At 58.3% G+C, this 26,473-nt stretch carries 17 protein-coding genes and 2 pseudogenes; 5 read left to right on the plus strand and 14 right to left on the minus strand.

Annotated features, from left to right (window positions below; all coding sequences use genetic code 11):
* The first annotated feature begins 469 nt into the window (after positions 1-469).
* The 3 genes from AC0L18_RS09945 (at position 470) to AC0L18_RS09955 (ending at position 6,128) form a co-directional block, all read left to right on the plus strand.
* On the plus strand, positions 470-1,624 hold the full coding sequence (locus AC0L18_RS09945) for a porin (protein ID WP_473492067.1): 1,155 nt from the start codon (positions 470-472) through the stop codon (positions 1,622-1,624).
* A gap of 1,036 nt (positions 1,625-2,660) precedes the next feature.
* Positions 2,661-3,413 (plus strand): carbonic anhydrase, encoded by a 753-nt coding sequence (locus tag AC0L18_RS09950; protein ID WP_473491941.1) that lies wholly within the window; start codon positions 2,661-2,663, stop codon positions 3,411-3,413.
* A 243-nt stretch (positions 3,414-3,656) separates the two neighbouring features.
* Positions 3,657-6,128 (plus strand): two-component system VirA-like sensor kinase, encoded by a 2,472-nt coding sequence (locus AC0L18_RS09955; RefSeq protein ID WP_473491943.1) that lies wholly within the window; start codon positions 3,657-3,659, stop codon positions 6,126-6,128.
* A gap of 123 nt (positions 6,129-6,251) precedes the next feature.
* Here the strand turns inward: AC0L18_RS09955 and virB11 are convergent, their stop codons facing one another.
* Genes virB11 through AC0L18_RS10010 form a run of 11 tightly spaced genes read right to left on the minus strand, consistent with a single transcriptional unit; the run spans position 6,252 to position 15,682 of the window.
* Positions 6,252-7,292 (minus strand): P-type DNA transfer ATPase VirB11, encoded by a 1,041-nt coding sequence (gene virB11 / locus AC0L18_RS09960; RefSeq protein ID WP_473491945.1) that lies wholly within the window; start codon positions 7,290-7,292, stop codon positions 6,252-6,254.
* Positions 7,276-8,415: a type IV secretion system protein VirB10 gene (gene virB10, locus AC0L18_RS09965; RefSeq protein WP_473491947.1), complete on the minus strand. Its 1,140-nt coding sequence runs from the start codon at positions 8,413-8,415 to the stop codon at positions 7,276-7,278. Before virB10 ends, virB11 begins: the two co-directional genes overlap by 17 nt.
* Positions 8,412-9,293 (minus strand): P-type conjugative transfer protein VirB9, encoded by an 882-nt coding sequence (locus tag AC0L18_RS09970; RefSeq protein ID WP_473491948.1) that lies wholly within the window; start codon positions 9,291-9,293, stop codon positions 8,412-8,414. The genes virB10 and AC0L18_RS09970 overlap by 4 nt, the downstream gene beginning before the upstream one ends.
* Entirely contained in the window at positions 9,290-10,003 is a 714-nt protein-coding gene (locus AC0L18_RS09975; RefSeq protein WP_473491949.1) for a type IV secretion system protein VirB8, read from the minus strand. Before AC0L18_RS09975 ends, AC0L18_RS09970 begins: the two co-directional genes overlap by 4 nt.
* Positions 10,000-10,158 carry a type IV secretion system lipoprotein VirB7 gene (locus AC0L18_RS09980; RefSeq protein WP_473491950.1) on the minus strand — a complete coding sequence of 53 codons (159 nt, stop codon included), beginning with the start codon at positions 10,156-10,158 and terminating at the stop codon, positions 10,000-10,002. The genes AC0L18_RS09975 and AC0L18_RS09980 overlap by 4 nt, the downstream gene beginning before the upstream one ends.
* A gap of 23 nt (positions 10,159-10,181) precedes the next feature.
* The gene (locus tag AC0L18_RS09985; RefSeq protein ID WP_473491951.1) at positions 10,182-11,069 is read right to left on the minus strand and encodes a type IV secretion system protein; all 888 of its coding nucleotides are present in this window, start codon (positions 11,067-11,069) and stop codon (positions 10,182-10,184) included.
* Positions 11,070-11,127: 58 nt separating this feature from the next.
* Entirely contained in the window at positions 11,128-11,811 is a 684-nt protein-coding gene (locus tag AC0L18_RS09990) for a TrbJ/VirB5 family protein (protein WP_473491952.1), read from the minus strand.
* A 13-nt stretch (positions 11,812-11,824) separates the two neighbouring features.
* On the minus strand, positions 11,825-14,194 hold the full coding sequence (gene virB4 / locus AC0L18_RS09995; protein WP_473491953.1) for a type IV secretion/conjugal transfer ATPase VirB4: 2,370 nt from the start codon (positions 14,192-14,194) through the stop codon (positions 11,825-11,827).
* Entirely contained in the window at positions 14,194-14,520 is a 327-nt protein-coding gene (locus tag AC0L18_RS10000; protein ID WP_473491954.1) for a type IV secretion system protein VirB3, read from the minus strand. The genes virB4 and AC0L18_RS10000 overlap by 1 nt, the downstream gene beginning before the upstream one ends.
* On the minus strand, positions 14,520-14,885 hold the full coding sequence (virB2, locus tag AC0L18_RS10005) for a pilin major subunit VirB2 (RefSeq protein ID WP_473491956.1): 366 nt from the start codon (positions 14,883-14,885) through the stop codon (positions 14,520-14,522). Before virB2 ends, AC0L18_RS10000 begins: the two co-directional genes overlap by 1 nt.
* Before the next feature lie 14 nt (positions 14,886-14,899).
* The gene (locus AC0L18_RS10010; RefSeq protein WP_473491957.1) at positions 14,900-15,682 is read right to left on the minus strand and encodes a type IV secretion system lytic transglycosylase VirB1; all 783 of its coding nucleotides are present in this window, start codon (positions 15,680-15,682) and stop codon (positions 14,900-14,902) included.
* A 1,053-nt stretch (positions 15,683-16,735) separates the two neighbouring features.
* Here AC0L18_RS10010 and virG point away from each other — a divergent pair.
* The gene (virG, locus tag AC0L18_RS10015; RefSeq protein WP_473491958.1) at positions 16,736-17,461 is read left to right on the plus strand and encodes a two-component system response regulator VirG; all 726 of its coding nucleotides are present in this window, start codon (positions 16,736-16,738) and stop codon (positions 17,459-17,461) included.
* A gap of 130 nt (positions 17,462-17,591) precedes the next feature.
* Positions 17,592-18,506 (plus strand): annotated as a pseudogene (locus AC0L18_RS10020) (IS110 family RNA-guided transposase); the annotation flags it as partial.
* A 516-nt stretch (positions 18,507-19,022) separates the two neighbouring features.
* Here the strand turns inward: AC0L18_RS10020 and AC0L18_RS10025 are convergent.
* The 3 genes and pseudogenes from AC0L18_RS10025 to AC0L18_RS10035 form a co-directional block, all read right to left on the minus strand.
* Positions 19,023-19,325, minus strand: a pseudogene (locus AC0L18_RS10025) (IS66 family transposase); the annotation flags it as partial.
* 127 nt (positions 19,326-19,452) lie between these two features.
* Positions 19,453-25,332 carry a Ulp1 family isopeptidase gene (locus AC0L18_RS10030; RefSeq protein WP_473491960.1) on the minus strand — a complete coding sequence of 1,960 codons (5,880 nt, stop codon included), beginning with the start codon at positions 25,330-25,332 and terminating at the stop codon, positions 19,453-19,455.
* 60 nt (positions 25,333-25,392) lie between these two features.
* Positions 25,393-25,986 carry a type IV secretory system conjugative DNA transfer family protein gene (locus AC0L18_RS10035; protein ID WP_473491961.1) on the minus strand — a complete coding sequence of 198 codons (594 nt, stop codon included), beginning with the start codon at positions 25,984-25,986 and terminating at the stop codon, positions 25,393-25,395.
* Between the last annotated feature and the right edge of the window lie 487 nt (positions 25,987-26,473).

Below are 26,473 nucleotides of genomic sequence, written 5' to 3' on the forward strand. Positions count from 1 at the left end.
AAGTTGCGCCGGCCAATTTAAGTGTCAGCGCGGAGCTACCTCTTCAGGATGGCACGTCGCTTGCTGCTCCGCATCGAACGCCGACGGCCAACTCACAAATAACGGAGATGAATATTGGTTCAGAAATGCTGAATCCCCGATGTACTGAAAGAATGAGGAACGCTTGTGGGAAGCGCGGCAGGGCAACAGGCGATTTTGCCTTTTCTTGGATCCGGACGGAAGTCGAATCTCACCTCCTTCGGGCAGTTGATAGCCAACCACAGTTGTTTCTTCTATAAGTCGAACTGCTATAAAGAAATGTACAAGTATAACTTGACTTACTCACACCGGGACTACACAAGTCAACATAGTATCGGGCATTCCTCAGGTACGAAAGAGGAGCGAGATGCACATGTTTTTGGTCCTGGGACAGGCCGCCGGTTCGCCCTTTGACGCGTCCGCCTTTTATTCTTTGAACTGGAGATCCAGAATGAACGTAAGCAGGCTTCTTCTCGGCTCAGTTGCGGCCCTGATCTCCGTTTCCGTCGCTCGCGCGACGGACGAAGTCTCCGCGCCGGGTCCGACCGAATATGTCAATATCTGCGACGTCTACGGTTCGGGCTACTTCCATATCCCCGACACCGAGACCTGCGTGCGCATCGGCGGCTACATCCGTTACGACGTCGGCCTCAGCGATGTCCGATCGTATGACGGGATAAGAACCTCCGATGTGAGAACTGGCGAGGCTCAGGGCACCTGGCGAAACAACACGCGTTTCACGTTCAAAACTTGGACGCGCCAGGAGACCGAACTAGGCGCACTGAAGACCTATACTGAGACTCGCGTGAACTTCGGCAACCACAACGCTTATCCGGGTCCGGAAAGCCCTCACAACTATAGCTTCAACAGCGGCGTCAAGTTGTCTTCCGCCTGGATCCAGCTTGGTGGCCTCCGAGTTGGCAAGGACGAGTCGGCCTTCGACACGTTTACAGGCTACGCCGGAAACGTACTCAATAACGTACTCGCTCCGTACGGCGACTTCGATACCAACGTGGCTCAGTATTACTTCGATGCCGATAATGGCTTTTCGGCTCTGGTTTCACTTGAACAAGGGTCGGGTGTAGTCGGTACTATCGACAGCTATGTTCCGCACGTCGTCTTCGGCGTGAAACAGACGCAGGGCTGGGGCGCGATCACCGGCGTAATGGCTCCTGACAGCGACTACGAAGCTTTGGCCGGCAAGCTCCGACTCGATGTCAATGTCACAGATGACCTGTCGCTATTCGGAATGTTCGGCTATGGCTCCATTGGCAATCTCAACGATGACCCAACCAACGCGCTCGCCGCTCACGGTCGCGGCTTCTACAAAATTTGGAGCGGCAACTGGGCTTTCTGGACGGGCGCCACTTACACGTTAAACGAGAAAACTTCGTTCAACCTTCAGGTCTCGGGTGATCAGCTCAGGAACTCCGGACTGGCTGCAAACGTCGCCTATATGGTCATTCCAGGTTTCACAGTCACAGCCGAAGTCGATTATGCCCATTACGCCAAGTTCGCTGCCGTCGACCGTTCCGGAACGAACCCGGCTCACGTCGGCAAAAGGAACAGCCTCGGCGGCGTGCTGCGATTCCAAAGCTCGTTCTAACGAAGCGAATCTGAATGTCGGAGGCCCGACTGGAGGCCTCGGTGTCTGGCTTTACGATGTTCAAGATGTGGTCCCGGACGATCATGCCCGGACATTGGTTGCCGGACTTCATAGCCTGATCAGCGAGGCTTCCATAGAGCGCTTAGCAATGCCACTGAATAACTCGTCCAAGACATGTCTCTCGGCCCCATCTGCATCCCTGTTGTGCTACCCTCATTGCGATGAGCGCTCGAGATCGAGAGCTTCGGAGGCACGGCAAGAACGGCTGAGAAATGCCTGGACGCTTCGTCCAAGCACTCGTCAAGTTTCCTCAGTGGTTCAGAATCATCTTCGGCGACCGTCATTGCAAAATTAGTTCGGTTCAGTAAGATTCTTGTTCTGTTTTGGGTCATCTTGAAGAACTACTCCGTGTCTGAGTCGCAGCGGACCGCCCAGAGGCGCGCAAGCCTTTGGTCCTGATCGAACGCGTGACAGCATAAGCTCGATCTTTAGTCCACGGTGGTGCAACCTTGCCTAGTTCTCCGGCGCGTGATTTCTCGCCGAGATATGGCGGATCGAGCCGGCGTCCTCAGCAGCACCGCAAATTGCGCGTGATTGCATCCATGTCGTGGATGTTCTTTATCGAAGCAATCGATTTCTCTGGCTGTCCGATGATGAATATGAAGCGTCACTTGGCGTGGTGGGCGCCATCGGAGTAGTTGCATGGAAGTTTGTCCAGTGTGGCCCGGGTGCCGAGGCGTTCGGTGAGGTCGACCATGTGATCAGCAATCGAACGGCAATCGGCGGTCGTGGAGACAATGAGCACGCATTCGGCCAATAGCTGGGACTATCTACCTGATAATAGCTGCTACAAACCGCATGTGGTCGGCGAGCACGGCCGCGCGCGGGAATGTCCTATGTCGGTCGACCTGAAGCCGCGATGGTGGCGTACCGAACTGTTCGCCGCAAATTGCGACGATGTCGCCCACATCACAGCTGCGACTGCAGTTTCTCATGCCAGCGCTAAATTGAAGTGTTCAGTAGGAGCCAAAGCAATATGCACCGTCGTAATCTGATCAAAGGATTTGTTGCACTCGGCGCGTGTCCTATTTGCGCTGAAGCCGCGCGGGCGGCCAGCACCGAATGGGGATATGCCGGCCTGGTCGGACCCGAACAATGGGGGCATTTGGACAAGACAAATTTGGTCTGCTCGGCGGGCATGCAGCAATCGCCGGTCGATATCCGGGGCGCGGTCAAAGCGGATATTCCGCATATCGCCATAGGCTGGCACAAGGGCGGCGGCAGGATGGTGAACAACGGCCACACCATTCAGATCAACCTGCCGCAAGGCAGCACGCTCACTCTGGGGGATCGTGTCTATGAGCTGCTACAGTTCCATTTCCATGCGCCAAGCGAGCACCACGTTGCAGGCAAGAGTTTCCCGATTGAAGCGCATTTTGTCCATAAGGACCGCAACAGCGATACTCTGGGTGTGCTGGGCGTGTTTCTGACGCCAGGCGCGACAAATGCCAGTTTCGCCAGGCTTGCTGCAGCATTTCCGGCAACGTCAGGCGAAGAGGCAGCGGTCGACGACGTCGACCCGAACGGGCTTCTGCCGGCTTCGCTTGGCTACTGGACATATGAAGGATCTTTGACGACACCACCATGCACCGAAAACGTCGACTGGATGGTGGCGACGGAACCGGTTGAGGTCGACCCAGCAGACATCGAGCGATTTACCTCGCTATATCCCCGGAACGCGCGCCCTATCCGTTCACCCAATCGGCGCTTCATCCTGGGCTTCAGCTGAGGGTCCCTGAAGCCGCGAGGGGTCGAAGCATCGCGTGCGCGTTGTATTCATCTGCTTCCAAGATCGCAACGATGTGCTCCGCATCGCGGGGTCCTTTGGGCGCTCATTCTCGTTCTGGAAGCGGGCCAAAACCAAGTTTGGCAACGGTGTTGAACCGTCCTCATAAGGGGAGAGGTAGGCGTGGCTTTCCTATTCCAGCAGCATCCGGCCGCATACCGAACCCGTGGCGAGCTGGACTTCAGGTTGGATCTTCGCAAGGCGTGCACCGCGGATCAAACGCCGTTTCCTTGGGAAACACGGCTCAGTTCCGACAAAGCAATTGTAATCGCCCTAGCCGCCTCGATTGCGCTCTTGGTCGGGACGCAGGGGCAGCCCCCGCAGATCAACGACGCGATCCTAAGCCAACTGCGAACGATTCAGATCAACGATGCATTGCTCCGGCGCGACGTCGCCCGCGCCCGGACGGATATGGTATTGGACTCCCGATCGGTTGCTTCTACCGGACAGGCATTGCAAAGGAATCGTGAAAACTTGCAACGCCCTCCCGAGACTTCGCCCGATGAGAGCTCCGGGCAATCCAGATTGCGCGCGCAGCTCATAAACTCGATCGAAAACAAAGAGGCTGCCGTCTCAGCCTTGGTCAAGCAAGATCAGCTTGTGCAAAACTGTCTCGCAGATCTTGCTCGCTCGCTTGGTCGCCTTGGGGGGGCATCGTCGCGCAGAGTTGCACTGTCTAAGCTGATCGCGTTTTCGGCCGAACCGGGGCTCACCCTTGCATCACAGATGGATCAGCCTCCCGACCGATTTGCTCCGAGCCAGGCCCGGGCTGCCGCGGATGCTTTGGGCATTTTCCGCAGTCTCCTGTCTTGTTTATGGAGGTTGGACCAAGCTGCCAATCAGATCGCATCCCTCGACACGTCCTCCAGGGCCGCCGAACTGGAGCGAGAGCATCTGAAAGGCTACAGCTTAGCCAGCGCGCAAGCGCAGCGTACGCGATTTTTCTTTGGCTTGCTGTCCATATGCCTCTGCTTGTTTGCGATCATTCGGTCCTCCAGGCAGCATCTGCGGATGAACCGGCTGAAAAGGCGGTTGCAGCTTGAAGAGGCAATGCGTGAGATCGAATCTCTCTTCAACGATAGCAAAGCAAAGAACGCCTCGGCGTGCTTTTCCACCGAAGCAGCGCTTAGAGTCGTGCAACGCGTTTTCGATGCGCATCAATGCGCGCTTGCTCTGGTGGATCCGAGTCTCAGCAGGCAGACTGAGTGCTTTGTGGCGAACACGTGCATACCCGTCTGGAACGTCGCGCTTATTGATGAAGTCGTTTCACTTGTCCGTGCCGGACGACCAGTGTTTCGCGTCGTTCCGGCGGCGGAAATGGTTCGGACCGCCCTAGGCACTTCCGGTGTTTGTCAAATTGTTGCTTGCAGGGCCTCCGATCAGCAGGCTGTGGTTTGCATCCTTGTTTTTGAACGAGATCGCTCACTCCCCTCAGCAGACGACCTGCGGGTTCTTGCCAGTGCCATTGTGCGTTTGAGCAACCATCTTGAAATGCAACGAGTAAATGCCGAACGCGACCTTCTGGTGAGTCGATGGGAGCATGTGGAAAGGCTGAGGACCGTCGGCACGATCGCAAGCGGCGCCACACATGAATTCAACAATATTTTAGGCGCAATAATCGGATATTCAGAGATTGCCCAAGGGCTGGTGCGTCGACCCTCTAGGATTCGGAACCACATCGACCAAATCATCTTAGCTGGACACCGAGCCAAGCTGATCGTTGACCAGATCTTGTCACTCAGCCGAAACCGGAAGCGCGTGGCAGTGCCTATCAGCGTCTCCGAGATTGTTATGGATCTTGCGCCATTGCTGAGGGTTACAGTTCGTGCGGGTGTTCAGTTGAATTTCAAGATCAATGAGTGGCAAACGGTGGTCGAGGGCAGCCCAACCGAGATACAGCAAATCCTTATGAATTTGTGCAAGAACGCGTCGGAGGCTGTCTTGAACCAGGGCCGTGTCGAGATTAGCGTTTCCCGCGCCCAAGTGTGCCAAACAAAGCCACTGGCTCGGGGCACCTTGAGACCTGGACACTACGTTCTCCTCTCCATCAGCGACGATGGCCCGGGAATTGCAAGTTCGATACTTCCGCATGTCTTTGAGCCCTTTTTTACCACCCGCTCTCGCCTCGGCGGGACCGGGCTGGGTCTTTCTGCGGTTGACAGGCACGTGAGCGCGCTCGCAGGATGCCTTGACGTCACCTCGGCTGTTGGCCGAGGTACCCGCTTTGATATCTACTTACCGGCCTCCGAGGAGGAGCCAGTCAGCGCTGACATCGCTGTCGGCCCATACGACGGATCACTTGGCAACGGAGAAATCATTGCAGTCGTGGAGCCCGACCCAGCAGAGTTGGAGATCTACAAGAAGAATATCGCCGCGCTGGGTTATAAGCCGGTCGGCTTCGCGACCTTCGAAAGCCTTTGCGGCTGGATCGAGAGCGGGAAAGCAGCCGACCTGCTGATCTTGGATAAAATGCCTTTCCTCGAGCGAGAACAGGCAGAATCCGCATGCCCCACCCTCATGACGGTGCCTGTCATAGTCGTCGGTGAAATCGACCTCATGCCGGTCACATCTGCTAATCAGGCCTTCGTCCTTTGGCTAGCGAAGCCGGTCTCGTCCAGGACAATGGAGCATGCAATTCGTACAATGATGATGGCATGATGCCGCTGACTCGCTCAGGCTACCCAAGCAATCTGAGAAAGCCCGTCAAAGAGGCATCGAAGCAGAACAAAATGACGCGTCACATCACAATCGACCTATCGAGCCCGAGACGTTGTTCTAGCCTTAGTGCTTGTTAAGAAGGTCGGCTACTGTCTCTCCCCGTCGCCGGGCATCGGCGGCGAGCCATACCTCTCCCACCTCATATACTTCGCCTTGGGTACGGAACGGTACAATGACGTCAATGGCAGCCGACAGCATGTCAAGAAGCGTGCGGTCTTCCACAGCGGCTCCTTGCGGGCTGCTCTTGACGAGTGAAAAGAGCTTTTTAAAGCCTTGGACCGGATCTGCCCCGTGAATCGTTGATATTGATCCCGCATGGCCGGAGACGACTTCGCTGAGGTAGGCCCATGCAGCATCGTCGCGCATCTCACCCAGCAATATTCGATCAGGGCGCATGCGCAAGCTGGCTTGCAACAGTTGCTCTGCCGTCACCGCACCTATGCCTGCCTGGTCTTTTGGATAGAGTAACCGGACATGGTTCTCATGCGGGATTGCAAGTTCGAGCGTGTCCTCGATACTTATCAGTCTCTCTTGCGGGGGTATAGCGTTGATCAAAGTCTTGCTCATTGTCGTTTTGCCGCTTCCAGTAGGTCCGCAAAGCAGCATCGTGAGCCGCCCGCAAACGCACGCTCGCAAAAATTGCTCCAAGTCACCATGGTCGTAGTGCTGAAGAATCGTTTCGTCCTGCCGCTCTTGGCGCTCCTTTCGTGACCGCCATTGATTCCAACGCGAGTATTCGTAGCGAGAAGAAACTTCCTTAAGCTCGGTCACACGACTTGAGGGACGCCGTATGGTCAGGCTTATTGTTCCTGAGGGAACAGCGGGCGGCAAACAGATCTGCAGCCGCTCTCCGTTCGGCAGCTCAGTCGCACAGAGGGGGCTTTGCGGTCCGACATCTTGCTTGCGCAGCGCTCCAGCGAGGATCGCGATGTCCTCCAGATCGTCATAAGATAGCGGTAGCGGATGTTTCGTGAAAACGCCGGCCTGTCGGACAAAGGCTTCCCCAGGCCGGTTGATAGCGACCTCTTCGGTCCTTGGCTCCTCAAGCCATTTCAGAACGGGGTCGAGAAGCAAACGCAATTGAGGATCAGCCTCCGATCGCATTTTTGTCTCTCCGGCGTTCGCGATGTTGGGGGGCTGGCGCCACGGCGGTCGCTCTAAGTTCGTATACATCTGAGAAATCGAGGTCCCGAGCCACAAAGATGGATACAGCATCTCCCTGGTTTTTCTTCAGAGTTGGCGGAAGATTGATCGTCGCTCTCAGTGTCGTCTCGACGGCTTGTCCACCATTGCTCTGGAAGCTGTTGATGCCGCTTCCTTCGCCAGAGCTAGCCGCATATTGACCGGCCGCCTGAAACGCGCCTTGAAGGACGCTCATGAGCATTGCTCCGCCAAAGCGCTGCCAGACGTGATTATCCACCGTGCCAGGCATACCGGAGCGGCCGAGTTCGTCAGCGCCCGGCGATGCTATCGACACGAGGGCATGGTCAGGCGTTTCGATGCGCGTCCACAGCACGAAGACACGCGCATCCCCCTGTTGGAGACCGCGCTGGATCTCGCCAATCACGGTCGTCCCGCGATCCAGGAGCACGACATTGTTGGTAGCGCCGCGGACGTCTTTAGGTAACACGCACTTCACATAACCCGGTAAATTTGTGTCGACTGCCGTTTGCAAAATGCAGGGAATGATCGTTCCTTGAGTAATCACTAGATCAGGGTGCGGCAAAAGTGTAGCCCGGCTTGGCTCCTGTATATCTGGCTTCAATCGCCCTGACAGATCGCCACCGATTGAAATCTCATCCTCGGTCGCGGGAGCATCCTTATGGTGGTCTTCGCTCCGCTGACCGTCGTCGGGCATTTGACTGCTGCTACTGTAGGCGAAAATTGGTGTTTCCTCCGGCGGCGGATCAGCTGGCGCCGGTGGCGGCGTGGATGGCGCAGAATCTGCCGCCTGCGCCGCCTGTACGGGTGCTGGAGGTTCGGGAGCAATCTCGATTGGCACAGGGCGGTATGGCTCAGCGTTGGGGAAAATTGGCGGTTTTGGCTGAGGTGGTTCATCTTGTGTGCTGGGACGACCTCCGAGCCAGATGAGCGATAGAGATGAGATGAGAACAAGACCGGCGACGGCCAACTTCTGCGATCCCGATAGATGCCGGCGGGCCGGCTCCGAGACGATCGATCTGGATGCATCGACATCGTGTACCGACTGTGGGCCGGTTTCATTCATCGGCCCGAGCCTTTCAAAACGCGCCACACATCGGGTCTCACTGTACCGGTCTTTGGCGCTCGTCCCACAGGATCATAAGCCCTGTTAAAAATGGACAAGACCGTATTGCCATCTCTCAGACGCCATTCCCGCGCGACTGCGGATACTTCAACATAGTCCCCTTTGACTGTGTAGTTGGCAGCGGCTTCCTTGCCGTCGGGATTGATAACGTAGAGGGAGGGTATGCGGGAATTGCTTGCGAATCCAAATACGGTCGTAAAGCCATTATCGAAGACTTCCAGCGGCGCCAGCGATCGGTCGCCCTTTGCGACGTAGTGGAAATTGCTTTCGTCCGGACTGGCAGTTGCGGCGGGCCGATTCAACAAATCCTGAACTCTGTCTTCTTGCAGCACTTTCGCCCGGGCCTGACCAAGAATCGAGCGCCTTTCTGCTTCCTTTCTCTGAGCAGCAGCCTCATCAGCAGGATAGGTGAACTGCACACTGTAGTATAGGTCAGGTTGCTGCTCATCGAGTTTTGGCATCGCTCTCGTTGAAATACTGAATACGTATCTCCGTGTACCGGACTCACTCTCGGCCAGCACGATGACCGGCTGCGGCGGGAGCATCCGGCTAGCCTTAAAAAAGAGATAGTTGGCGCGCGGGAGCGCAGCCAGGTCTTTGCTATTGGAAACGGCCACGGCTGCGACGGTCTCGTTGGTCGCGAATGTGACAACCAGCGTTGCCCCCACTGCGGTCGATAGACGCACCACTTCGTCGGGACGGTAAGCCAGGTAGCGCATCCGCGCATCATGCTTGCCGGCAAGTGGTGTGTCTTCCGCGGACGCCTCGATCGTTAAGAAAAGTGAACAGGCCAGCGCGAGAAACGCTCGTTTTGTCATGGCTGTACGGGCCCCGGGATTGATACACTATCTTCCGAGGCTTGATAGGAGGTAACGAGTAGTCCTCCCGGATTGGTCAGCCTCGATTGCCCAGGCAGACCCGTCAAGCGCTCGTAGCGGATGGTTGCTGTCCAGGTGGTCACCATCGGCATCTGCCCATCAACGATAAGAGTGCGTTTGTAGCGGATCTGTTGAACGTCCGGACTGATGTCATTTGAGGAAATGTGCTCGACCTCGAGCTTGCCGCGCTTGCCGACCGTGACTTGCGGCGAGGTGGGATTCGGATAGTTGAAGTAATCTTGATATTCCTGTCGCACAGCCGGTGCGCTGAAACTGGATACGAGATCATAGCCGTATTGGGCTGTATCTGCTGTGTAGCCCTCGCGCAGGCGTACATATTCCCACAGCGAAGCATTTACGACGGCCCGGTCTTGGGTTGCCGGCAGTTGAGAGACTGACACTTCGCTGTCAACTGTCCCATCCGGCCGTACCCAAAGGAACACAGGCACGAGCTTGGTGAACGGGACCATGGCAGCGATGGTAAATGCCTGCGCAACGTTTCCTAGGACCGCCGCCGCCGCAAAGGCTATAAGGGTCTTTGACAGGCGCCGCGCAGACTTCGCTCGTGACGTTTGAAACGCTTCCACCTCCTTGTAGTGGGCGGCTAGCGTTTCTCTCTCCACCAGAAGGGCATGTTCAGGAAACTTCACTTGGGCTCTTCCGCGCAATCGACCTGAAGATCCTCAGGGGTGATTTCCCATTGTCCCACGTTCAGTTGGAATGGCGTACCCGCACAGGTCGCAAGCCCATCGGTTGTCTTGCAGGCGGCCAAAGCTAGGATTGATAAAATTAGGCAATATTTCATTTTGGCACCGCGCTAGTGATTGATTAACGACCCGCCGTTTTGGCAGGGGGGCGAGTGAGGCTGCTAGGCAGTTGGTTCGTACCTGCCCAAGAGCCGCCGGCGATGCTGCTGGCGATCGCCGGAAGCGCGACGATCAGAGCGTCGCCAGCTAGGAAAAGCATGTCGAGTTCGTAAAGCCCGATGATCTTGGCTGCTGTCGTACCGGAGTTTTTGATCACCAAAAGCATGACTCCCAGCGAGGCTGCTTCGGCAGCGATAACTATCGTTGCAACGATGTTGAGGAGGAGAAGCAGCAGCCCATACGAGAGCAGTTGGCCGATCCATTTGGTAGCTATGTCTCGAGTGTGATCAAAAAGATAGCCTACAAGAACCAGGGGGCCGATCGCCAAAAGCACCTTCGTCAGAATTCCGACGGCATCATAGATCTCGAACGCTGTCCACAGCGCGCCGTAGAAAATCCATTCCGCTCCCTGGAAAGCAAGTATGTCCTGGCCATTCATAGGCCCAATTTCGGAAGCAATCACCTGAAGGCTATACTGAGTCAAAGCAAACATCATGTCGAGCTTCTGGGGGATACCGATGAAGGGCAAGTCGCTGCCACTGATCTGGTGAGCAAGCTCTGGAATCGTGTCGTCGAAGACCGATTCAATGTACTGCTGGTAGTTGGCCTGGCCTAAGATAAGGCCAACGACAATCGATACCATGATTACGCGCGAGATACCCCCGCGCGCATCGACTTGACCACGCATGACCAGACAGCCTTGGATTATTATCCAAAGCGTAACACACGCAACCAGAGGCGCGCTGACCGCCTCTTGGATTTTTTCAAGCACGTTGTGCAGCCCTAACGTAAAGGCCTGATGAAAGATCGTGTGTATAGCCGTGAATGGCGCGTGAATTTTGAAAGGCATGGCGTGAGCCTGATGTGTCCCTGATCAGCGCAGCTGAGCCGAATGAACTCTGCGTGGTTTACGGGAGGATGCTAAACATCTTGGCGGTGTCCTGGCGTTCGCGACGCTGCGTGGCGGCCTCCTCCACGGCGTGAAGGCTGCCTTGTGCAGTGGCCATTGTCAGCAGACTCGTGGCCTGGACATTTTGGATGATCGCATCGTGAATCTGCTTTAGGACCAGACCGTTGGTCACCGTGGCCTGCACAATATTTCTCGAGCTGGAAAGCTGACCAAGCGTGTTGTCGTTGGCCTTAAGGCGCTTGTCCATTACGTCCAGAGTGTCGGCTGCAAGACCTGCGGCATTGGCGGCACCAGCGATTTGCCTCTCTAACAGTTTCCCTTCTGCATCGGTGCCGGTGACTATCCGAGTTGGGTCCTGCGCAATGTTACGCGCTATGGTCGAAACTGGCGCCCGAGCATCAAACATCTGCCCCTCCAGCTTATTGCTCGACGGGTAGTGATTTCCTTGGTTCAGTGCGCCCAACAGTCCCATGACACCGAATGACGACGTTAGCATATCCACCATTTCGATCGTGGCAGCGAGCGTCTCGGCTGACTTTATAAGGATCGCCGCAGTGGAAATCGCGGTCGCGGTCGCTTGTGCTTCTGTTAGAGGGTCGCTGACGACAAATTGCGACCTGGCCTGTCCGTGAAGCAGAAGGGAAGCAGCAAGCGTCGTTGCTGCAAGCTTAGCAAATCTCATGAATATTCCTCCGTCAGTCTTGAACTTCGTGGTAACGAGCCATGAACTTATCGAGCCACCCACTTGGGGCATCTCCGTACTGGTCACGAAGCTGGTCGGCAAAGCGCACGGTGTTGGCCCGCCCCGAGAGCACGGCTACGTACTCGCGCATCTGGCCAAGGTCGAATTCGCAAACAACACTCCCGCTGTCGCGCTTGAGCAAAAACTTGCGGCTGCCAATTGCCATTCCCTGGCGGATTGCCTCGAACTCCTGAGTAGTGCACTTCAAGCCATCGACATACGCGGCCCGGTCGGCCGTCGGTGATGGGTAGAAAATCTTCGTCATGCATTGTGCAACGAGACTAGCTCCGAGTGGCGATTCCAGCACGTGTTCAGGCTGCTGCGTTGCGAGTATCAACATCCCGTTGTTCTTGCGAACGGTGAGCAAGAACTTGTCGATAACAGCCGAGAACTGTGGGTTGAGCAGATAGAAGCGAAATTCGTCGCAGCTCATGACGAACCGACGGCCATCGACAACAGCGCCCACGCGGTGCAGAAGATATGCGGCGGCCGGCGCACAGACCTCCTCAAATTCCAGGAGCTGCGTCATGTCGAAGCCGGTAATGGAGGCATCAAGCCTTACTTCGTCGACATCGCCGTCAAAGGCCCATCCAAGCGCATTCCCTCTACACCACCGCTGCAGCCGCGCTCCTGCGCCCTCGGAGGGGCCGTGCAGCAGGAATTCGCGCAGGCCCGCAATTGAGCGCATGACGGGCTCGAACGAAAGTTGACGAACAATGCCACGTTCCAGTCGACGGCTTTCCTCCGGCGAGATCGGACCACGGCCGTCACTCTCGATTAGGGCCATCAACCATTCGCGCAGAAAGTCCAGCGAGGCGGAGGTGTTGTCCAGTCCACGCAGAGGAGCCAAGCCGCTCGGAGCGCCTCTGCGCAACGCTAGATATGTCCCTCCCGTGGCTCGCACCAGCAGTTCACCACCCCGGTCCTTATCGAAAAAGACGATGGCACCATCGCGATCGACCACGCTTTGTTCAAGCATCGCGAGGATAAAGGTCATCAGCGTCGTCTTGCCTTTGCCGACGGGCCCGAATATCGCCGTCATGCCGACGTCATTCTCATGGGGGATGTAGTCGAAAGAAGTTCCACCGTTTGTGCGAAAGCGCGCAACAGCTTTGCCCCAATGGCCGGAACTGCAACCGCTTGGGAAGTTCTCAAAAGAGACAAGCCCGGCAAAATTGTACGAGGTGATCGCCCCGGGGCGCGTGCGCCACCTGTTGTTCCCCGGAAGTTGGGACCAGTACGCGGCCTCCATGCCGATACCCTCTTGGACGATTACGGCGCCCGCGTCGGCCAGCCTTGCGCGCGCATTTGCTGCGCGATCTGCAAGGCTATTGAGGCTGTCGGCATAGACGCACAGGCTCAGATGATGCGAACCCATGACGAACTCGTTGCTTGCCAGTGCGTCCTCTGCTTCGGCAAGTTCATTGATCTGGGTGAGAGCCTTGTCGCCGGCACTCGTCATCTGGCTGGACTTAAGGCTAAGCTTCGCATGAGCTTGTGGCCGAGTGAGGAAGGAAAAGCTCTGGCTGAGGACAAGCGGGAAGTTGGCGGACAGCAGGGGATTTAGCATGCCTGGCCGCGTCGTCGCCGGATATTCACGGAACGAAAACAATGATCCCACGGAGCTATCCCCGGGCCTTCGAATCTCAAGCGCCCGTTTCCCGCAGATGACCTGGTCAGTGTAGATCGAGGCGCCAAGTGAGCCGGTAACCATCGGAACCGGAAGAAACCGGCAAGTCATTATCAGCCGAAGCGCCTCCCCAATTTCCGTGAAGAGCACGTTGCCTTTCTCACGAATACCCAACCGGCGCAGACCGTAACCGCCGAGTGAGCCAGCAATGATCTGCCAGAGGTCTTCCAGGCTTCGCATTTGTGTGGCCAGATCGTTGTCATTCCATCTGGGGGATTTGGCAATGCGCCAGCCGATCTTGCCGATTGCGGTGCGGGGGAACACGATGACAGTCAGGAAGTGGTCGTTGCGAAAGAGCTTTCCCGACAGCACACGGCTCTCATAGGCCTCGCTCAGACTGCCAGCGAATGCACTTTGAAACTGGCGCGATGCCGGCTCCGGCACATCGTTGTTCCGCACAAGATGCGCGTATAGCGTGACATTGTCATCGGCGATGTTGCGCAAGAGAGTGTTGAACGCGCGGCAGCGCGAGTTGCGCATCTCAGCGTCTTCCAAATCAAACGGCAGCCCGTTCACATGTGCCATGGCCATGATCGATCCGTCCTCCATAAGGACAACCTGATCGCTTAGATGACCGACATACGGAAGGTAGATCTCGCCAGATCTCTCGGTCCTGCCACTGGCGCCAAACATTACACCATTCCTCTTCCGCGTTTCGGCACTCTGATCGGATTGGCGCTGACGCTCGCGCCGCCCCAGACCGGCCCGTCCACGCTTCTGCCGGCAGTCTGCAAATAGAGAAGCGCGACGCTTGCGGCGTTATAGTCACGCTCAACAACCAGCCGTGCTCCGAACCAGAGTGGCACGAGCACGATTTCGTAGAGTGGATTCTGAAGGATAATGATGACGAGCCCAGCCAACATCATGAGCAATCCGGCCAGCGTCAGCGGCACCCCCAGGAATAGTGCGGGGCGTGTCGCCGCCACATAGAGGGTGCTCACTTCCAACCGGTCGCTCATCAGCCACCGCCTATGAGCGCCTTGCCCAGGAAGCTGGCGCCGAACATGATGACGATCCCTCCAACGACACCCGCAACCAGGCCAAGTGAAGCACGACCGAACATCCAAGAGATACCGATGGCCACGAGTCCGAGCACGGCCAGTGATTGTCCGAAGGGGCCAAGTATGAAGGTGCAGATATTCTGGACCATCTTGGCGGGATCCGTCCCTCCGGTCACCTGAGCCGCGGCTGGCCCGATGGAGAAGACCGTCCACGCCGCGCCTACAGCAGCGGCCGGTACATATTCAGCCGCCATGCGCAGCATGGAAAAAGGCGAAGGAACACGCGTCTTAAACGTTCGAAGTATTTTGAGTGGCTTCATCATTGCATCTCCATGATTCAATCGAATACGAGTTTGTTCGGGTTCGAAGGTTCCCGCTCTTCCGCAGCCTGGCTGCCTGTCGGACCGGAGGGATCGGCCCCGGAGCGGTTTCGCTGATAGGAGCCCCAAACGTCCCACGAATCTTGTGCGGGTTGCTTTTCATTGGTCTGTTGGCTCTGTTCGAGCAGAGGGGGCACGGTTTTCGGACCGGCTGCCTCAAGGTCTGGCACATCTTGAGCGGTCGGCTCCAGCGTTCGCTCAAGGAGACTTGAGATGTCCTTTGCGGCCGACTCGACCTTGCGTACATAACCGTTGGTGAAGCCACGCGTGACGTCGCCCGTGTTATAGGCCGAGATGGCACGGCGAAGCGCAAGTTGCTGCGCCGGAGCAGTCGTGCCGCCGGCATACCGGCTTTCAAGCAAGTGGGCGGCAGCCGAAAGCGAGGCGCAGGGCTCGAAAGCCTTTTCCGGCGTGAGATTGAGCATGGGAAAGTTGTTGCTGTTTATCTGCATCAATCCAACGTCGACAGAATGTTGTGCTTCGAGGCGGTGCTTGATGCCTCGCGTGGCTTCCAGGTGATCTATCCAGCGAAGCTGCTCACCTGTGGTGTTGTCATGAGCCACCAGCGGTTCAAAGCCACTTTCAATCTTGGCAATCGCGGCGAGGGTGGACGGCGCAACCCATGGAGCGCATTTGCGCGACAGGCTGTGGAACTCACGGGGAGAAAGTGGCGCGGGCTCGGCTGGGAGTGACATGGATGTCAACAGGACGATGGCCAGGGGCCAAGCTGCAATAAACATTCCCTATCACCTACCTTTCCAAGCCGCCGGGCGAGTTCTGCCCCTGTCCGGCACGCGCTTATCGGGGAGGTCTGTTACTCTGTGATGTTCAATTTCAGCTTTTCGGTTTCAACTGAAACAAAGACCGTGTTCGTGTTAGCGTAGGTGAGCAGCTTGCGCATGCGTGGGCTGGCGCGGGCCCGATCAGCCAGCGACATCCGGAGCATCTTGGTACGATGACTCCTGTGCGGGATTGCTCGTCCCGGCCGTCCGTTGCTCCTGGACCGTGGCCCGCGACTTCGGCGCCATGGATGGTGATGGGATCTTCTGTCATCGCTAAGCCAAGGACAAAATGGGAAGCTTGGCGGGTTTCTTCAGGCTAGGGATCACCGTGGGGAATCGACGAAGGCGCTAAAGCAGCCCAACTTTGCCGATATGCTGCCGTGCTTTAAGAGACAGCCATGCGCGGCCCTGCACACTCAGATCATTGTTTGAGACCGCGAGCTCGTCCGCGAAGCTGGCTCGAAGGCGCAAATCCGCGGGGGCGAGGGTCAACTGGGAAGACGTGGCGGCGCAGCCCATCCTGGTGCGAGCCTGGTTCAGCTGTTCGGCCGCGCCGCTACCGGGTGGATCATGCACTGTCCCATCGGCAGAAAACCGCATGTCATTGACGGAGTCCGACGGCGCAATGGACAAGCATAGTGACACGCTCAAGATGGAGGAGTTGCAGTAACCGAGAAATGTTAGCCCGGACGTTCGGCGACCTGCCGGTCGCCCGAACAGCATTTTGAGGCCGCCGGCCACCTTGGACGAAGCCGGCTTGGCAGGAGACCTACTATTTGGCACAAGGCCGCTGCAGCGAATCACGGTCTTCTTCCGCCGACCGCCTCTCCGATCAATTAAACGCCGCGCTGCTCAACCATGTCCGAGCTGGATCCACGAGCCGGAGGATGTCGAGATGATCCAGCCGCACGCAACGGCGAGTGGTATTAAGGGGCAGCTGTTCTGCGTCGGTGCCCCAGGGTTGCTCGGCAACAGGTTTAGACAAGGGGATACAAGATTGAAGGTGTGCCGTTGAAACATGTTCTTGTCATTGACGATGATGCCGCAATGCGGCGCCTCATCGCCGAGTATCTCACGATGCATGCCCTGAAGGTAACCGCAGTCCACGATAGCAAGCAGTTTGACCATGTTCTTTCACATGAGCCAGTCGATCTCGTGGTTGTTGACCTTAACCTAGGCCGGGAGGATGGACTTGCGATTGTCCGCAATCTGGCGACAAAATCGGATGTTCCTATTATAGTGATCAGCGGCGACCGGCTTGATGAGGCGGAAAAAGTGGTTGCACTGGAGCTCGGCGCAACCGATTTCATTCCAAAGCCTTTCGGGATGCGCGAATTCTTGGCCCGCATTCGAGTAGCGCTACGCGAGCGCATGTCTAGTCCGCGAACCAGAGATCAGCGCTCATTTCGCTTTGGGGCCTGGAAGCTCAGCGTGAAGCAGCGGCGACTGATCTGTGCGGAGCGTGGCGAGGTCAAGCTTACCGCATGTGAGTTCAATCTCTTGATCGCATTTCTGGAGAACCCCCGCAACGTACTATCCAGAGAACGGCTTTTGCTCGCGAGCCGTGTGCGTGGAGAAGAGGTGTACGATCGAAGTATCGATGTCCTAATCATGCGCTTGCGCCGAAAGCTGGAGGTTGATGCGGCCAATCCTCGCCTAGTCAAGACATGCCGTGGTGCAGGGTACTTCTTCAACGCTGACGTAGACGTTAGCTACGGAGGTACCTTGGCCGCGTGACAGGAGCTATTCAGGAGAATCAAGCGTAAGACCGTATGTCCGCCTCTGCCGATGAGGTGGCTCGCCCTACACTGCGCGTCCGAGGGTTGCTCGGCGGGCCGAGCCGATCCTCACCACAGGAGGACGAGCCGTGGCGGATTATAGAGAAGCATTTGTCGGAATCGATGTTGCGAAGCTGAAGAACGCTATTGCGATTGCGGAGGCAGGCCGGGAAGGAGAGGTTCGGTTCTTCGGTGAGGTCGACGCGTCGGCGACTAGCATGCGGCGGGTCATAGGCCGGATCGCCAGCCGCTTTGATTACGTGCATTTCTGCTATGAGGCTGGGCCGACCGGGTACGGCCTTTATCGCCTGATCCGGTCGCTCGGGCACGAGTGCACCGTGATTGCACCATCATTGATACCGAGGAAGCCCGGCGATCGGGTGAAGACGAACCGTCGAGACGCCATTTCCCTTGCCCGGCTATTGCGCGCCGGCGAGCTGACCGCGGTGTGGGTTCCCGACGAAGGGCACGAGTCCATACGGGATCTTGTTCGCGCGCGGGCGGCCGCGGTCGAGACGCTGCGGGTCCATCGCCAGCAGGTGAGCGCATTCATGCTCAAGCACGGCCGTAGCTATCCGCGAAAGAAGAGCTGGACGATGCGCTATCTACGCTGGCTTCAGGAACAAAGGTTCGATCATCCCGCGCATCAGATCGCACTCCAGGAGATGGTCGAGGCGGTGCGCGTCTCGAAAGAGCGGGTCGAGCGGCTGGAGCGTGTGATCGAAGAGTTCGTCCCGGCCTGGTCGCTGGCACCGATCGTGTGGGCGCTTCAGACATTGCGTGGGGTAGACCTAATTGTCGCCGTGACGTTCGTCACCGAAGTCGGCGACGCCAGCCGGTTCGAAAGCCCACGCCAGCTCATGGGATATCTCGGTCTGGTCCCCGGCGAGCGCTCAACCGGGGAGACAGTCCGGCGCGGCGGCATCACAAAGGCAGGCAACGGTCGGGTTCGCCACATGTTGGTCGAGAGCGCCTGGACCTATCGACATCCGCCCAAGGTCGGGAGGAATGCCGCCAATTCCCCGCCATGTATGGTGTGTGCGGTAGCTGCGGGAATGGCGCCTTCGGCACGCAGCACTGCAAGCAAATGCGTGATGGCCGCCCTGAGTTCGTGCGGCAAGCGACGGGCCGGATAAGGGCAGTCACAGACGGGAAGATGCTCGCTGATAAACCGAACTCGCGCGGCTTCGCCTGTGGACTCTAACGCGAGCCGTTCGGTCGAGATCCAGTGGGCGAAATGGGCAATGCAGCACAGATAAACACGTGCGGTGCTGGGCGCATAGCGGGCACGGCCCAGGTGCTCAAGATAGCGCTCCGAGAATGGCCCAACGGGCTGTTCTCAAGCCACTGACGGGGCGCCGGCTGCAGTTTGATTTGGTTCATGACGATCTCCTCTACGGTTGGCGCGCAGAGGAGATCAGGATTATGTAAACCTACGGTCGCCCGGCCTGCTGGGGGATGCCCGGCATCCGCTCGCATCCCGAACGTCGCGCACACAAACTGCGCATAATCCGGGCCTGAGCATAATTGCGGTTGAGCGCGATCGGACGGATTGAGCGCTCGACGGTGTTGCTGTCGATCTCGATGCGGCCAAGGAAGCGCGAGAGGCCTTCCCAGCGTGAGAGCGTAGCGGATTGCCTCGGCGAGCTTGATCTTCTGACTGATCAGCCCGAGCTTTTCGCGCAGTCAAGGTTCAAGATCGGCGACAATAGCGCGGCTATTTTCCTGACGCATCGCACGGCGTTCATTGGCCGATCGGCCGCGGATATCGTCCTCGATCTTGAGGTCGGCGATTGTCTCAGCGCCTGGCCGGCGATCGGCGAGTTCCAGGCCTACAATCGCCTGCCAACAGTGCCAGCCTGATCAATTACGGCGAGAGCTACCGGTCCGGAGATCGCATCAGCCTCTCCGTCGCCAAAGAGCTGTTCTGCTTCATCCCGGCCATCGAGCTCAACGCCCCGCGTCGGAGCGCTCTCTGCTTCTGGAGGAAGCCATGAGGTCCGCTCGGGCTTGATCGGAGGCTTGCCTGATGGGCGTCGTGGTTGCTTCGCTCGCCTGCCGCCCCGTGGCGAGGGCTTGCGGATTATCGGTCCTCTGCCTCTTCGCCGGTATCAACAGCGCTGTGTAATGTTCATTGTTTATGATGACGCCTCCGCTGTTCACGACAAGTGTACTCGTCAGTTCGTCCTGGGCCTCGCGCTTCTTGCCCAAGTGCCGTTCAAACGGCGCTGGCGCGACTTGTCGGGCTTGCTGCTCTTGCAAGACGGCGTGTTGCACCTGCGACCCGGCTGCTGCAAAAGCGTCGGCGGGGATTGCGGCAAGCTCGTGCGGCAAGCGCTCCTCCCTCAGTCGGTTTTGCAGCGCCTGCCGATCGGCAACGAGGTAGTTGAGGTCCAGCGGCAGCTGCGGGACTGGCCGCTCATCGTTCGCCAATCGAAGAACCAGCTCGCGCGTGCCGTCCACCACAAAGACGCCGCAATCAACATCGTTGTTCTGCTGCGCCATGGCGGGTGTCACCATGGTGGTAGCGTCCAGTCTTGTTGCGAGCTCTAGTGCAGGCGCGTTGTTGTATCCCTGTCGATTTTGCTGGATGGAGTCGTAGTGATAGGCGACCGCTCTTTCCGGGTCACGGCGATCAACGAGCAGCAGCGACCAATGGGTGCCGCTCTCACCAAGAGTGCCATCATTCACTGGCAGGAACAGGAAGTCGGGTGGGCCGGCGTTTCGATTATAAATCGACTGCAACGTGCCTCGCGCGTCTTGCTGCTCCATGTGGCGCAGCAGATGGGAGACCGTCGGATCCACCAGCCGCATCTGGGCGGCGAGCGCTGGATCGGCCTGCTGCAGGTCCTGCTCCAGCAACCGGTAATCCCTGTGGATATGGGCGTCGCTCAGCAGGTCGGCGCCGAGCACCGCCCCCTCGGGGAGGTTGGACGAGCCTGACGGAAAAGCTTCGATCCGAGCATCGGAGGAGGTGGTCAGATGGACCAACGGAACACCGCGATAGGTGTCTGACAGCCTGGCGGTCGCTGGCGAGGCGGATCCTGGAGCCCTTGCCGGTACTGCTGCCGCTGCAGCTTCACTCATCGGACCGCGATGGACGAGCCAAAAGTCGTTGCGCCCTTCTGGCCTCTCGGCGGCGTAGCCGTGACCTTCAATCTCGTAGTTCCATCCCGGCTTTTCCGCATCCGGCAAGAGGCCATAATGGTCCAAGGAAGAGAGCATCGCGTCGCGTTGAATCCCATGGGAGAAGCCTTTGGGGACGGCGAATGAGACGTTTATAGAGTTCTCGATCGCAGCGGGGGGTGCCTCAGACCTTGCGGAGGGCGCGGCCTCCGCATGCAGCCTCCCGATGTGTTCGGACCATGTCCCTTGAACGGTTACCCCTTCCAATGGCAATTCACCCAACTGCTGCATGGGGGGCTGCATCGGCACGCGGCCGCCTGAATTGCCGATTTCGCTCAGCGGCTGCTGAATGGCGGCGGCTTGCGGCGTATTCAGGGCCCTCTGCCTCTCCGCTGGCCTCAATAGCACTGTGGAATGTTCGTTGTTGATGATGACCCACCCGGGCACCTGGTTGCCCTGGTCAAGCGCATCCGGCGAGGGCCGGATCTGCTGTTGGCTGGCTGCTAACGCTGGCGGGGCGGCGGCCTCAACTCCGGCGTGCCCAGAGCCGGCCGCTGCGAAAGCGTCCGCCACGATGCTGTTGAGGTCACGCGGTCGAGCGGGCATCCCTGGGTCGCTGAAAAAAGACGAGGCGGCTTGATCATCCTGCCGTCGCTGAAGCACTTCGCTCAACCCCTGTTCCAGTCGCAGAAGCTCCTCTCGACTGGTTGGCGACTCATCAGCTTGATCGAACAGCCTCCGGGCCGTCTCGAGACCCCCGGCTGACGCGGACTCCGCATCGCGAACCCGTTGCAACGCGAAGATGAGATTGCGTTTGTCTGGAAGTAACGTCTCGGCGAATTTGATCCGCGAATCGTGATCCAGCCCAGAGATCGTCAGGCCCCGACTCTCAAGCGCCTCAGAAAATCTGCGAAGACTACGACCATAGACAACACGGCTGCTTAAGGCCAAGCTGCTGTCACTGGTCACTTGTTCTAAGACACGCGCGTCTGCCTTTGACGGCACTGCCGGCCGGGCAGTCGCTGAATAGTCCGGATCATGATACGCACGGAGGAAGTTCAACGCCGTCTTTAGATCACCGTTTTTCGGAAAGAAAGCATCGACGTGATCGACCAGGGATTGGTGATTTTTTAGATCAGTCGCTTGACCACGAGCGCCGAGATCATTCGCCAATCGGCGAAGCGCATTCGCGTATATTCGAAGCGTCGCCGCGCTATGGTGTTGCTGAGCCGCAGCGTGGGCGATCGCCGTATCAATAACGTCCCGGTGTTCGCCGGACATATGGGGATAGCGGGCATCACGGGCGCCACTCGCGACAGGAGCCGGATCGGCTCGGCGCGGCTGGGCCACGTGCTGCTCAAAACTCACTTGCCGGGCCTGGCCCGCATTCGGCAAGGGGTCGTGGCGGTCCGCGAAAGGGAGCATCGCGTCTGGGACGCGATGAGTCCAATGGGAGAAGCCTTTGGGGACCGCAAATGAGACGTTTATGGAGTTCTCGATCGCAGCGAGGTGCTTCTCAGACCATGCGGACGGCGCGGCCTCCTCATGCAGCCTTCCGATGTGTTCGGACCCTGTCCCTTGAACGGGTACCCCTTCCAATGGCAATTCACCCAACTGCTGCATGGGGGGCTGCATCGGCACGCGCCCGACTGAATTGCCGATTTCGCTCAGCGGCTGCTGAATGGCGGCGGCTTGCGGATTATCAGTCCTCTGCCTCTTCGCCGGTCTCAACAGCGCTGTGGAATGTTCGGTGTTGATGATGACGCCCCCGGTGTTGCTCCTGTCAGGTGTACGCGTCAGCTCGTCCTGGGCCTCGCGCGTCTTGCCCAAGTGCCGTTCAAACGGCGCTGGCGCGACTTGTCGGGCTTGCTGCTCTTGCAAGACGGCGTGTTGCACCTGCGACCCGGCTGCTGCAAACGCGTCCGCGGGGATTGCGGCAAGCTCGTGCGGCAAGCGGCCCTGCCTCAGTCGGGTTTGCAGCGCCTGCCGATCGGCGACGAGGTCTTCGAGGTGCAGCGGCCGCTGCCGTTCCGGCCACTCTTGGTTCGCCAATCTCTGAACCAGCGCGCGCGTGCCGTCCACGACAAAGACTCCGCAATCGACACCGTTGTTCTGCCGGGCCATGGCGGGTGTCACCAGGGTGGTCGCGTCCAGTCTTGCTGCGAGCTCTCGTGCAGGCGCGTCATTGTATCCTCGTCCATCGCGCTGATGGATAGAGTCGTAGTGATAGGCGACCGCTCTTTCCGGGTCACGGCGATCAACGAGCAGCAGCGACCAATGCTCGTTGCGTCCATCAGTCGCCACCGTAGCCAAAGGATTGCCACTGTTCACCGGCAGGAACACGAAGTCGGCTGCGACGTCGTTTTGATGATAGATGGACAGCAATGTAAGTTGCGGGTCCCGGTCGTGACGGCGCAGTTGCTGGGAGACCAAGGGATCCACCAGCCGCGTTCGGGCGGCGAGCGCTGGGTGGGCCTGCAGGCTCTGCTCCAGCAACTGGTAATCCCTGCTGATATGGGCGTCATCCAGCAGGTCGGGGCCGAGCACCGCCCCCCGGGGGAGATTGGACGAACCTGACGGAAGCGCTGCGATCTGTGCATCGGAGGAGGTGGTCAGATCGATTAACGGAACACCGCGATAGCTGTCTGACAGCATGGCGGTCGCAGGCAAGGCGTGTCCTGGAGCCCTTGCCGGTAATGCTGCCGCTGCAGCTGCACTCATCGGGCCGCGATCGACGAGCCAAAGGTCGTTGCGCCCTTCTGGCCTCTCGGCGGTGTAGCCCTGACCTTTAATCTCGTAGTTCCATTCCGGCTTTTCCGCATCCGGCAAGAGGCCATAATGGTACAAGGAAGAGAGCATTGCGTCTGGAGCGGGTTGAGTCCTATAGCCTTCAGGGAGGGTGAATGAGACGTTTGTGGAGTTCTCGATCGCAGCGGGGGCTGCCTCAGACCTTGCAAAGGACCCGGCCTCCGCATGCAGCCTTCCGATGTGTTCGGACCATGTCCCTTGAAACGGCAGCCCTTGCAAAGGCAATTCACCAAACTGCTGCATGGGGGGCTGCATCGGCACGCGGCCGCCTTCGCTCAGCGGCTGCTGAATGGCGATGCTTTGCGGATTATCAGTCCACTGCCTCTCCGCTGGCCGCAACGGCGCCGTCGAATGTTCATTGTTGATGAACCGCTCGGGTGGCAGGAGGTTGCCCTGGTCAAGCGCATCCGGCCAGGGCCGGTGTTGGCTGGCAGCTAACGCTGGCGAGGCGGCGGCCTCAACTCCGGCGTGTCCAGAGCCGGCCGCTGCGAAAGCGCCCGCCACGATCCTGTCTGACGCGGGCTCCGCATCGCCGACCCGTTGCAGCGCGGAGCGGAGATTGCGATTGCGTGGAAACAACCTCTCGGCGAATTCGATCCGCGAATCATGATCCAGCCCAGAGATCGTCTGGCCCTCATTCTCAAGCGCCTCAGAAAATCTGCGAAGACTGCGACCATAGCCAACACGGGTGGTTGAGGCCAACCTGCTGTCACTGGCCACTTGTTCCAAGACATCCGCGTCTGCCTTTGACGGCACTGGCACTCGCCACCCGCGAGTAGCTGAATAGCCCGGCTCATGATACGCACGCAGGACGTTCAACGCCGCCTTTATATCCTCGTTATGCGGAAAGAAAGTATCGACGTGATCGACCAGGGATTGGTGATTTTCTAGATCAGCCGCTTGGCCACGAGCGCCGAGATCATTCGCCAATCGGCGAAGTGTACGCCTGTAATTTTGGAGCGTTCTCACGCTCAATTTTTGCTGAGCCTCAGCATGGGCGATCGCCTTATCAATCACGTCCCGGTGTTCGCCGGAGAGATGGGGATAGCGGGTAGCACGGGCGCCACTCGCGACAGGTTCGGCGCGGCGCGGCTCGGCCACGTGCTGCTCAAAGCCCGCTTGCCGCGCCCGGCCCGCATCCGGCAAGGAGCCATGGCGGTCCAAGGAAGAGAGCATCGCGTCTGGGACGCGTTGAGTCCCATGGGAGAAGCCTTTGGGGACGGCGAATGAGTCGTTTATGGAGTTCTCGATGGCAGCGAGGGGCTCAGACCTTGCGGAGGGCGCGGCCTCCGCATGCAGCCCTCCGATGTGTTCGGACCCTGTCCCTTGAACGGTTACCCCTTCCAATGGCAATTCACCCAACTGCTGCATGGGGGGCTGCATCGGCACGCGGCCGCCTGAATTGCCGATTTCGCTCAGCGGCTGCTGAATGGCGGCGGCTTGCGGCGTATTCAGGGCCCTCTGCCTCTCCGCTGGCCTCAATAGCACTGTGGAATGTTCGTTGTTGATGATGACCCACCCGGGCACCTGGTTGCCCTGGTCAAGCGCATCCGGCGAGGGCCGGATCTGCTGTTGGCTGGCTGCTAACGCTGGCGGGGCGGCGGCCTCAACTCCGGCGTGCCCAGAGCCGGCCGCTGCGAAAGCGTCCGCCACGATGCTGTTGTGGTCACCCGGTCCAGCGGGCATCCCTGGGCCGCTGAAAAGAGACGAGGCCGCTTGATCATGCTGCCCTCGCTCAAGCCCTTCGCTCAATTGTTCAAGTCGCAGAACCTCTTCTGGATTGGTTGGCGACTCGTCCGCTTGATCGAACAGCCTCCGGGCCTCGGCAAGGTGCTGCTCAACGCCCACTTGCCGGGCCTGGCCCGCTTGCCCTTCTTGCAAGCCGGCGTCCTGCATCTGCGACAAAGCTGTTACACGGGATGGATTACTATTTCGCGGGTCCACACTAGCCTCACATCAAACTGTATCGTCAAAGTCCTGCGCCAATCCACGCAGCGGCTCATCGGGTTGAGATTCTGCCGAGAGCCCCTCGTCTGCTATCGTCAAGGGTGCCGGCTCCGGGAGGGCGCCTGTCTGGCTTTCAAAGATGCGTTTCAGGATGCGATCCGAAAAATATCTGACCTTCCTCAATTGCAATGGTGGCAGACCTTTGATGAGGAACGATCTCGTACTCGTCATTGAGCAGCCGCACCTGTTCGGGACGCAACAGCGGTGCATCTTGATTGAATTCTGGATGTTCCAATCGAACGTTCGCGCCTGGCTGTAGGAAATCGATTGGGCTTGAAATGTGTATTCACCGATAGCTTTGGAAAAGTAGTTCGGAGTCTCGTCATCGGCAGTGGCCATGAACACTTGCAGTCCGGTATTGCTGAGAAAATTCTGCTTGCCAGCCTCGCCATAAGCCCCCGTCAGAGCCGAAAGGCTTTGGATGATGAGCATGAAGCGACCCTTGTAGCCCGCGATGGTCGTAATTGCGGTCTCGATCGCCTCCAGCTTACCCAAGTGCTTGAATTCATCGTGCAGAAAGAAGTGCAACGTCCTGAACTGCACGTCGCGCTTGCCTCTCGGCGGATTTGAAGCTCCCAAGATCGCGTGCTGTATCGCGCGGGCTAGCGGTTATTACCCGCTCTGCAACATTGGTCAGTGGCCCGTCCGGAAGGTCAAGGCGGTTACGCCGTTCCTCGGCCCTCCTTCCGTCGCGGGATGAACTTCCAGCTGCACGTGTCCGCTTGCTATCGCGATCCATTGCTCGGCTTCCAGAGTCGTATCTCTACCCCATGAGGTTACCACCGAAGCTTGATCCGCTAAACCAATATGGTGTTACACTTGTAGTCTCGCAGAGGCTTCTCCCAGCTCTCTGGGTCACGCCGAGAGCCGTCGATGAACAGGTGAGCACAAGGTTCGCGCCCCTCTGGGGAACAAATCTGTAGACCGACGTTCCTCACTGCAATCTTATGCGACTTTTGGGTGAACAAACACCAAACAACACTACAAAGGCTCCGCTCAAATTCTACGGAATCCAAGAGACAAGATACAG

The sequence above is a fragment of the Mesorhizobium sp. WSM4819 genome, from assembly GCF_055811215.1.

What these genes read in the sequence shown, in the direction of transcription:
- AC0L18_RS09945 (WP_473492067.1), top strand. Translation starts at nt 470, where the DNA reads ATGAACGTAAGCAGGCTTCTTCTCGGCTCAGTTGCGGCCCTGATCTCC.
- AC0L18_RS09950 (WP_473491941.1), top strand. Translation starts at nt 2,661, where the DNA reads ATGCACCGTCGTAATCTGATCAAAGGATTTGTTGCACTCGGCGCGTGT.
- virB11 (WP_473491945.1), bottom strand. Translation starts at nt 7,292, where the DNA reads ATGCGATCGGAGGCTGATCCTCAATTGCGTTTGCTTCTCGACCCCGTT.
- virB10 (WP_473491947.1), bottom strand. Translation starts at nt 8,415, where the DNA reads ATGAATGAAACCGGCCCACAGTCGGTACACGATGTCGATGCATCCAGA.
- AC0L18_RS09970 (WP_473491948.1), bottom strand. Translation starts at nt 9,293, where the DNA reads ATGACAAAACGAGCGTTTCTCGCGCTGGCCTGTTCACTTTTCTTAACG.
- AC0L18_RS09980 (WP_473491950.1), bottom strand. Translation starts at nt 10,158, where the DNA reads ATGAAATATTGCCTAATTTTATCAATCCTAGCTTTGGCCGCCTGCAAG.
- AC0L18_RS09985 (WP_473491951.1), bottom strand. Translation starts at nt 11,069, where the DNA reads ATGCCTTTCAAAATTCACGCGCCATTCACGGCTATACACACGATCTTT.
- AC0L18_RS09990 (WP_473491952.1), bottom strand. Translation starts at nt 11,811, where the DNA reads ATGAGATTTGCTAAGCTTGCAGCAACGACGCTTGCTGCTTCCCTTCTG.
- virB4 (WP_473491953.1), bottom strand. Translation starts at nt 14,194, where the DNA reads ATGTTTGGCGCCAGTGGCAGGACCGAGAGATCTGGCGAGATCTACCTT.
- AC0L18_RS10000 (WP_473491954.1), bottom strand. Translation starts at nt 14,520, where the DNA reads ATGAGCGACCGGTTGGAAGTGAGCACCCTCTATGTGGCGGCGACACGC.
- virB2 (WP_473491956.1), bottom strand. Translation starts at nt 14,885, where the DNA reads ATGATGAAGCCACTCAAAATACTTCGAACGTTTAAGACGCGTGTTCCT.
- AC0L18_RS10010 (WP_473491957.1), bottom strand. Translation starts at nt 15,682, where the DNA reads ATGTTTATTGCAGCTTGGCCCCTGGCCATCGTCCTGTTGACATCCATG.
- AC0L18_RS10030 (WP_473491960.1), bottom strand. Translation starts at nt 25,332, where the DNA reads ATGCAGGACGCCGGCTTGCAAGAAGGGCAAGCGGGCCAGGCCCGGCAA.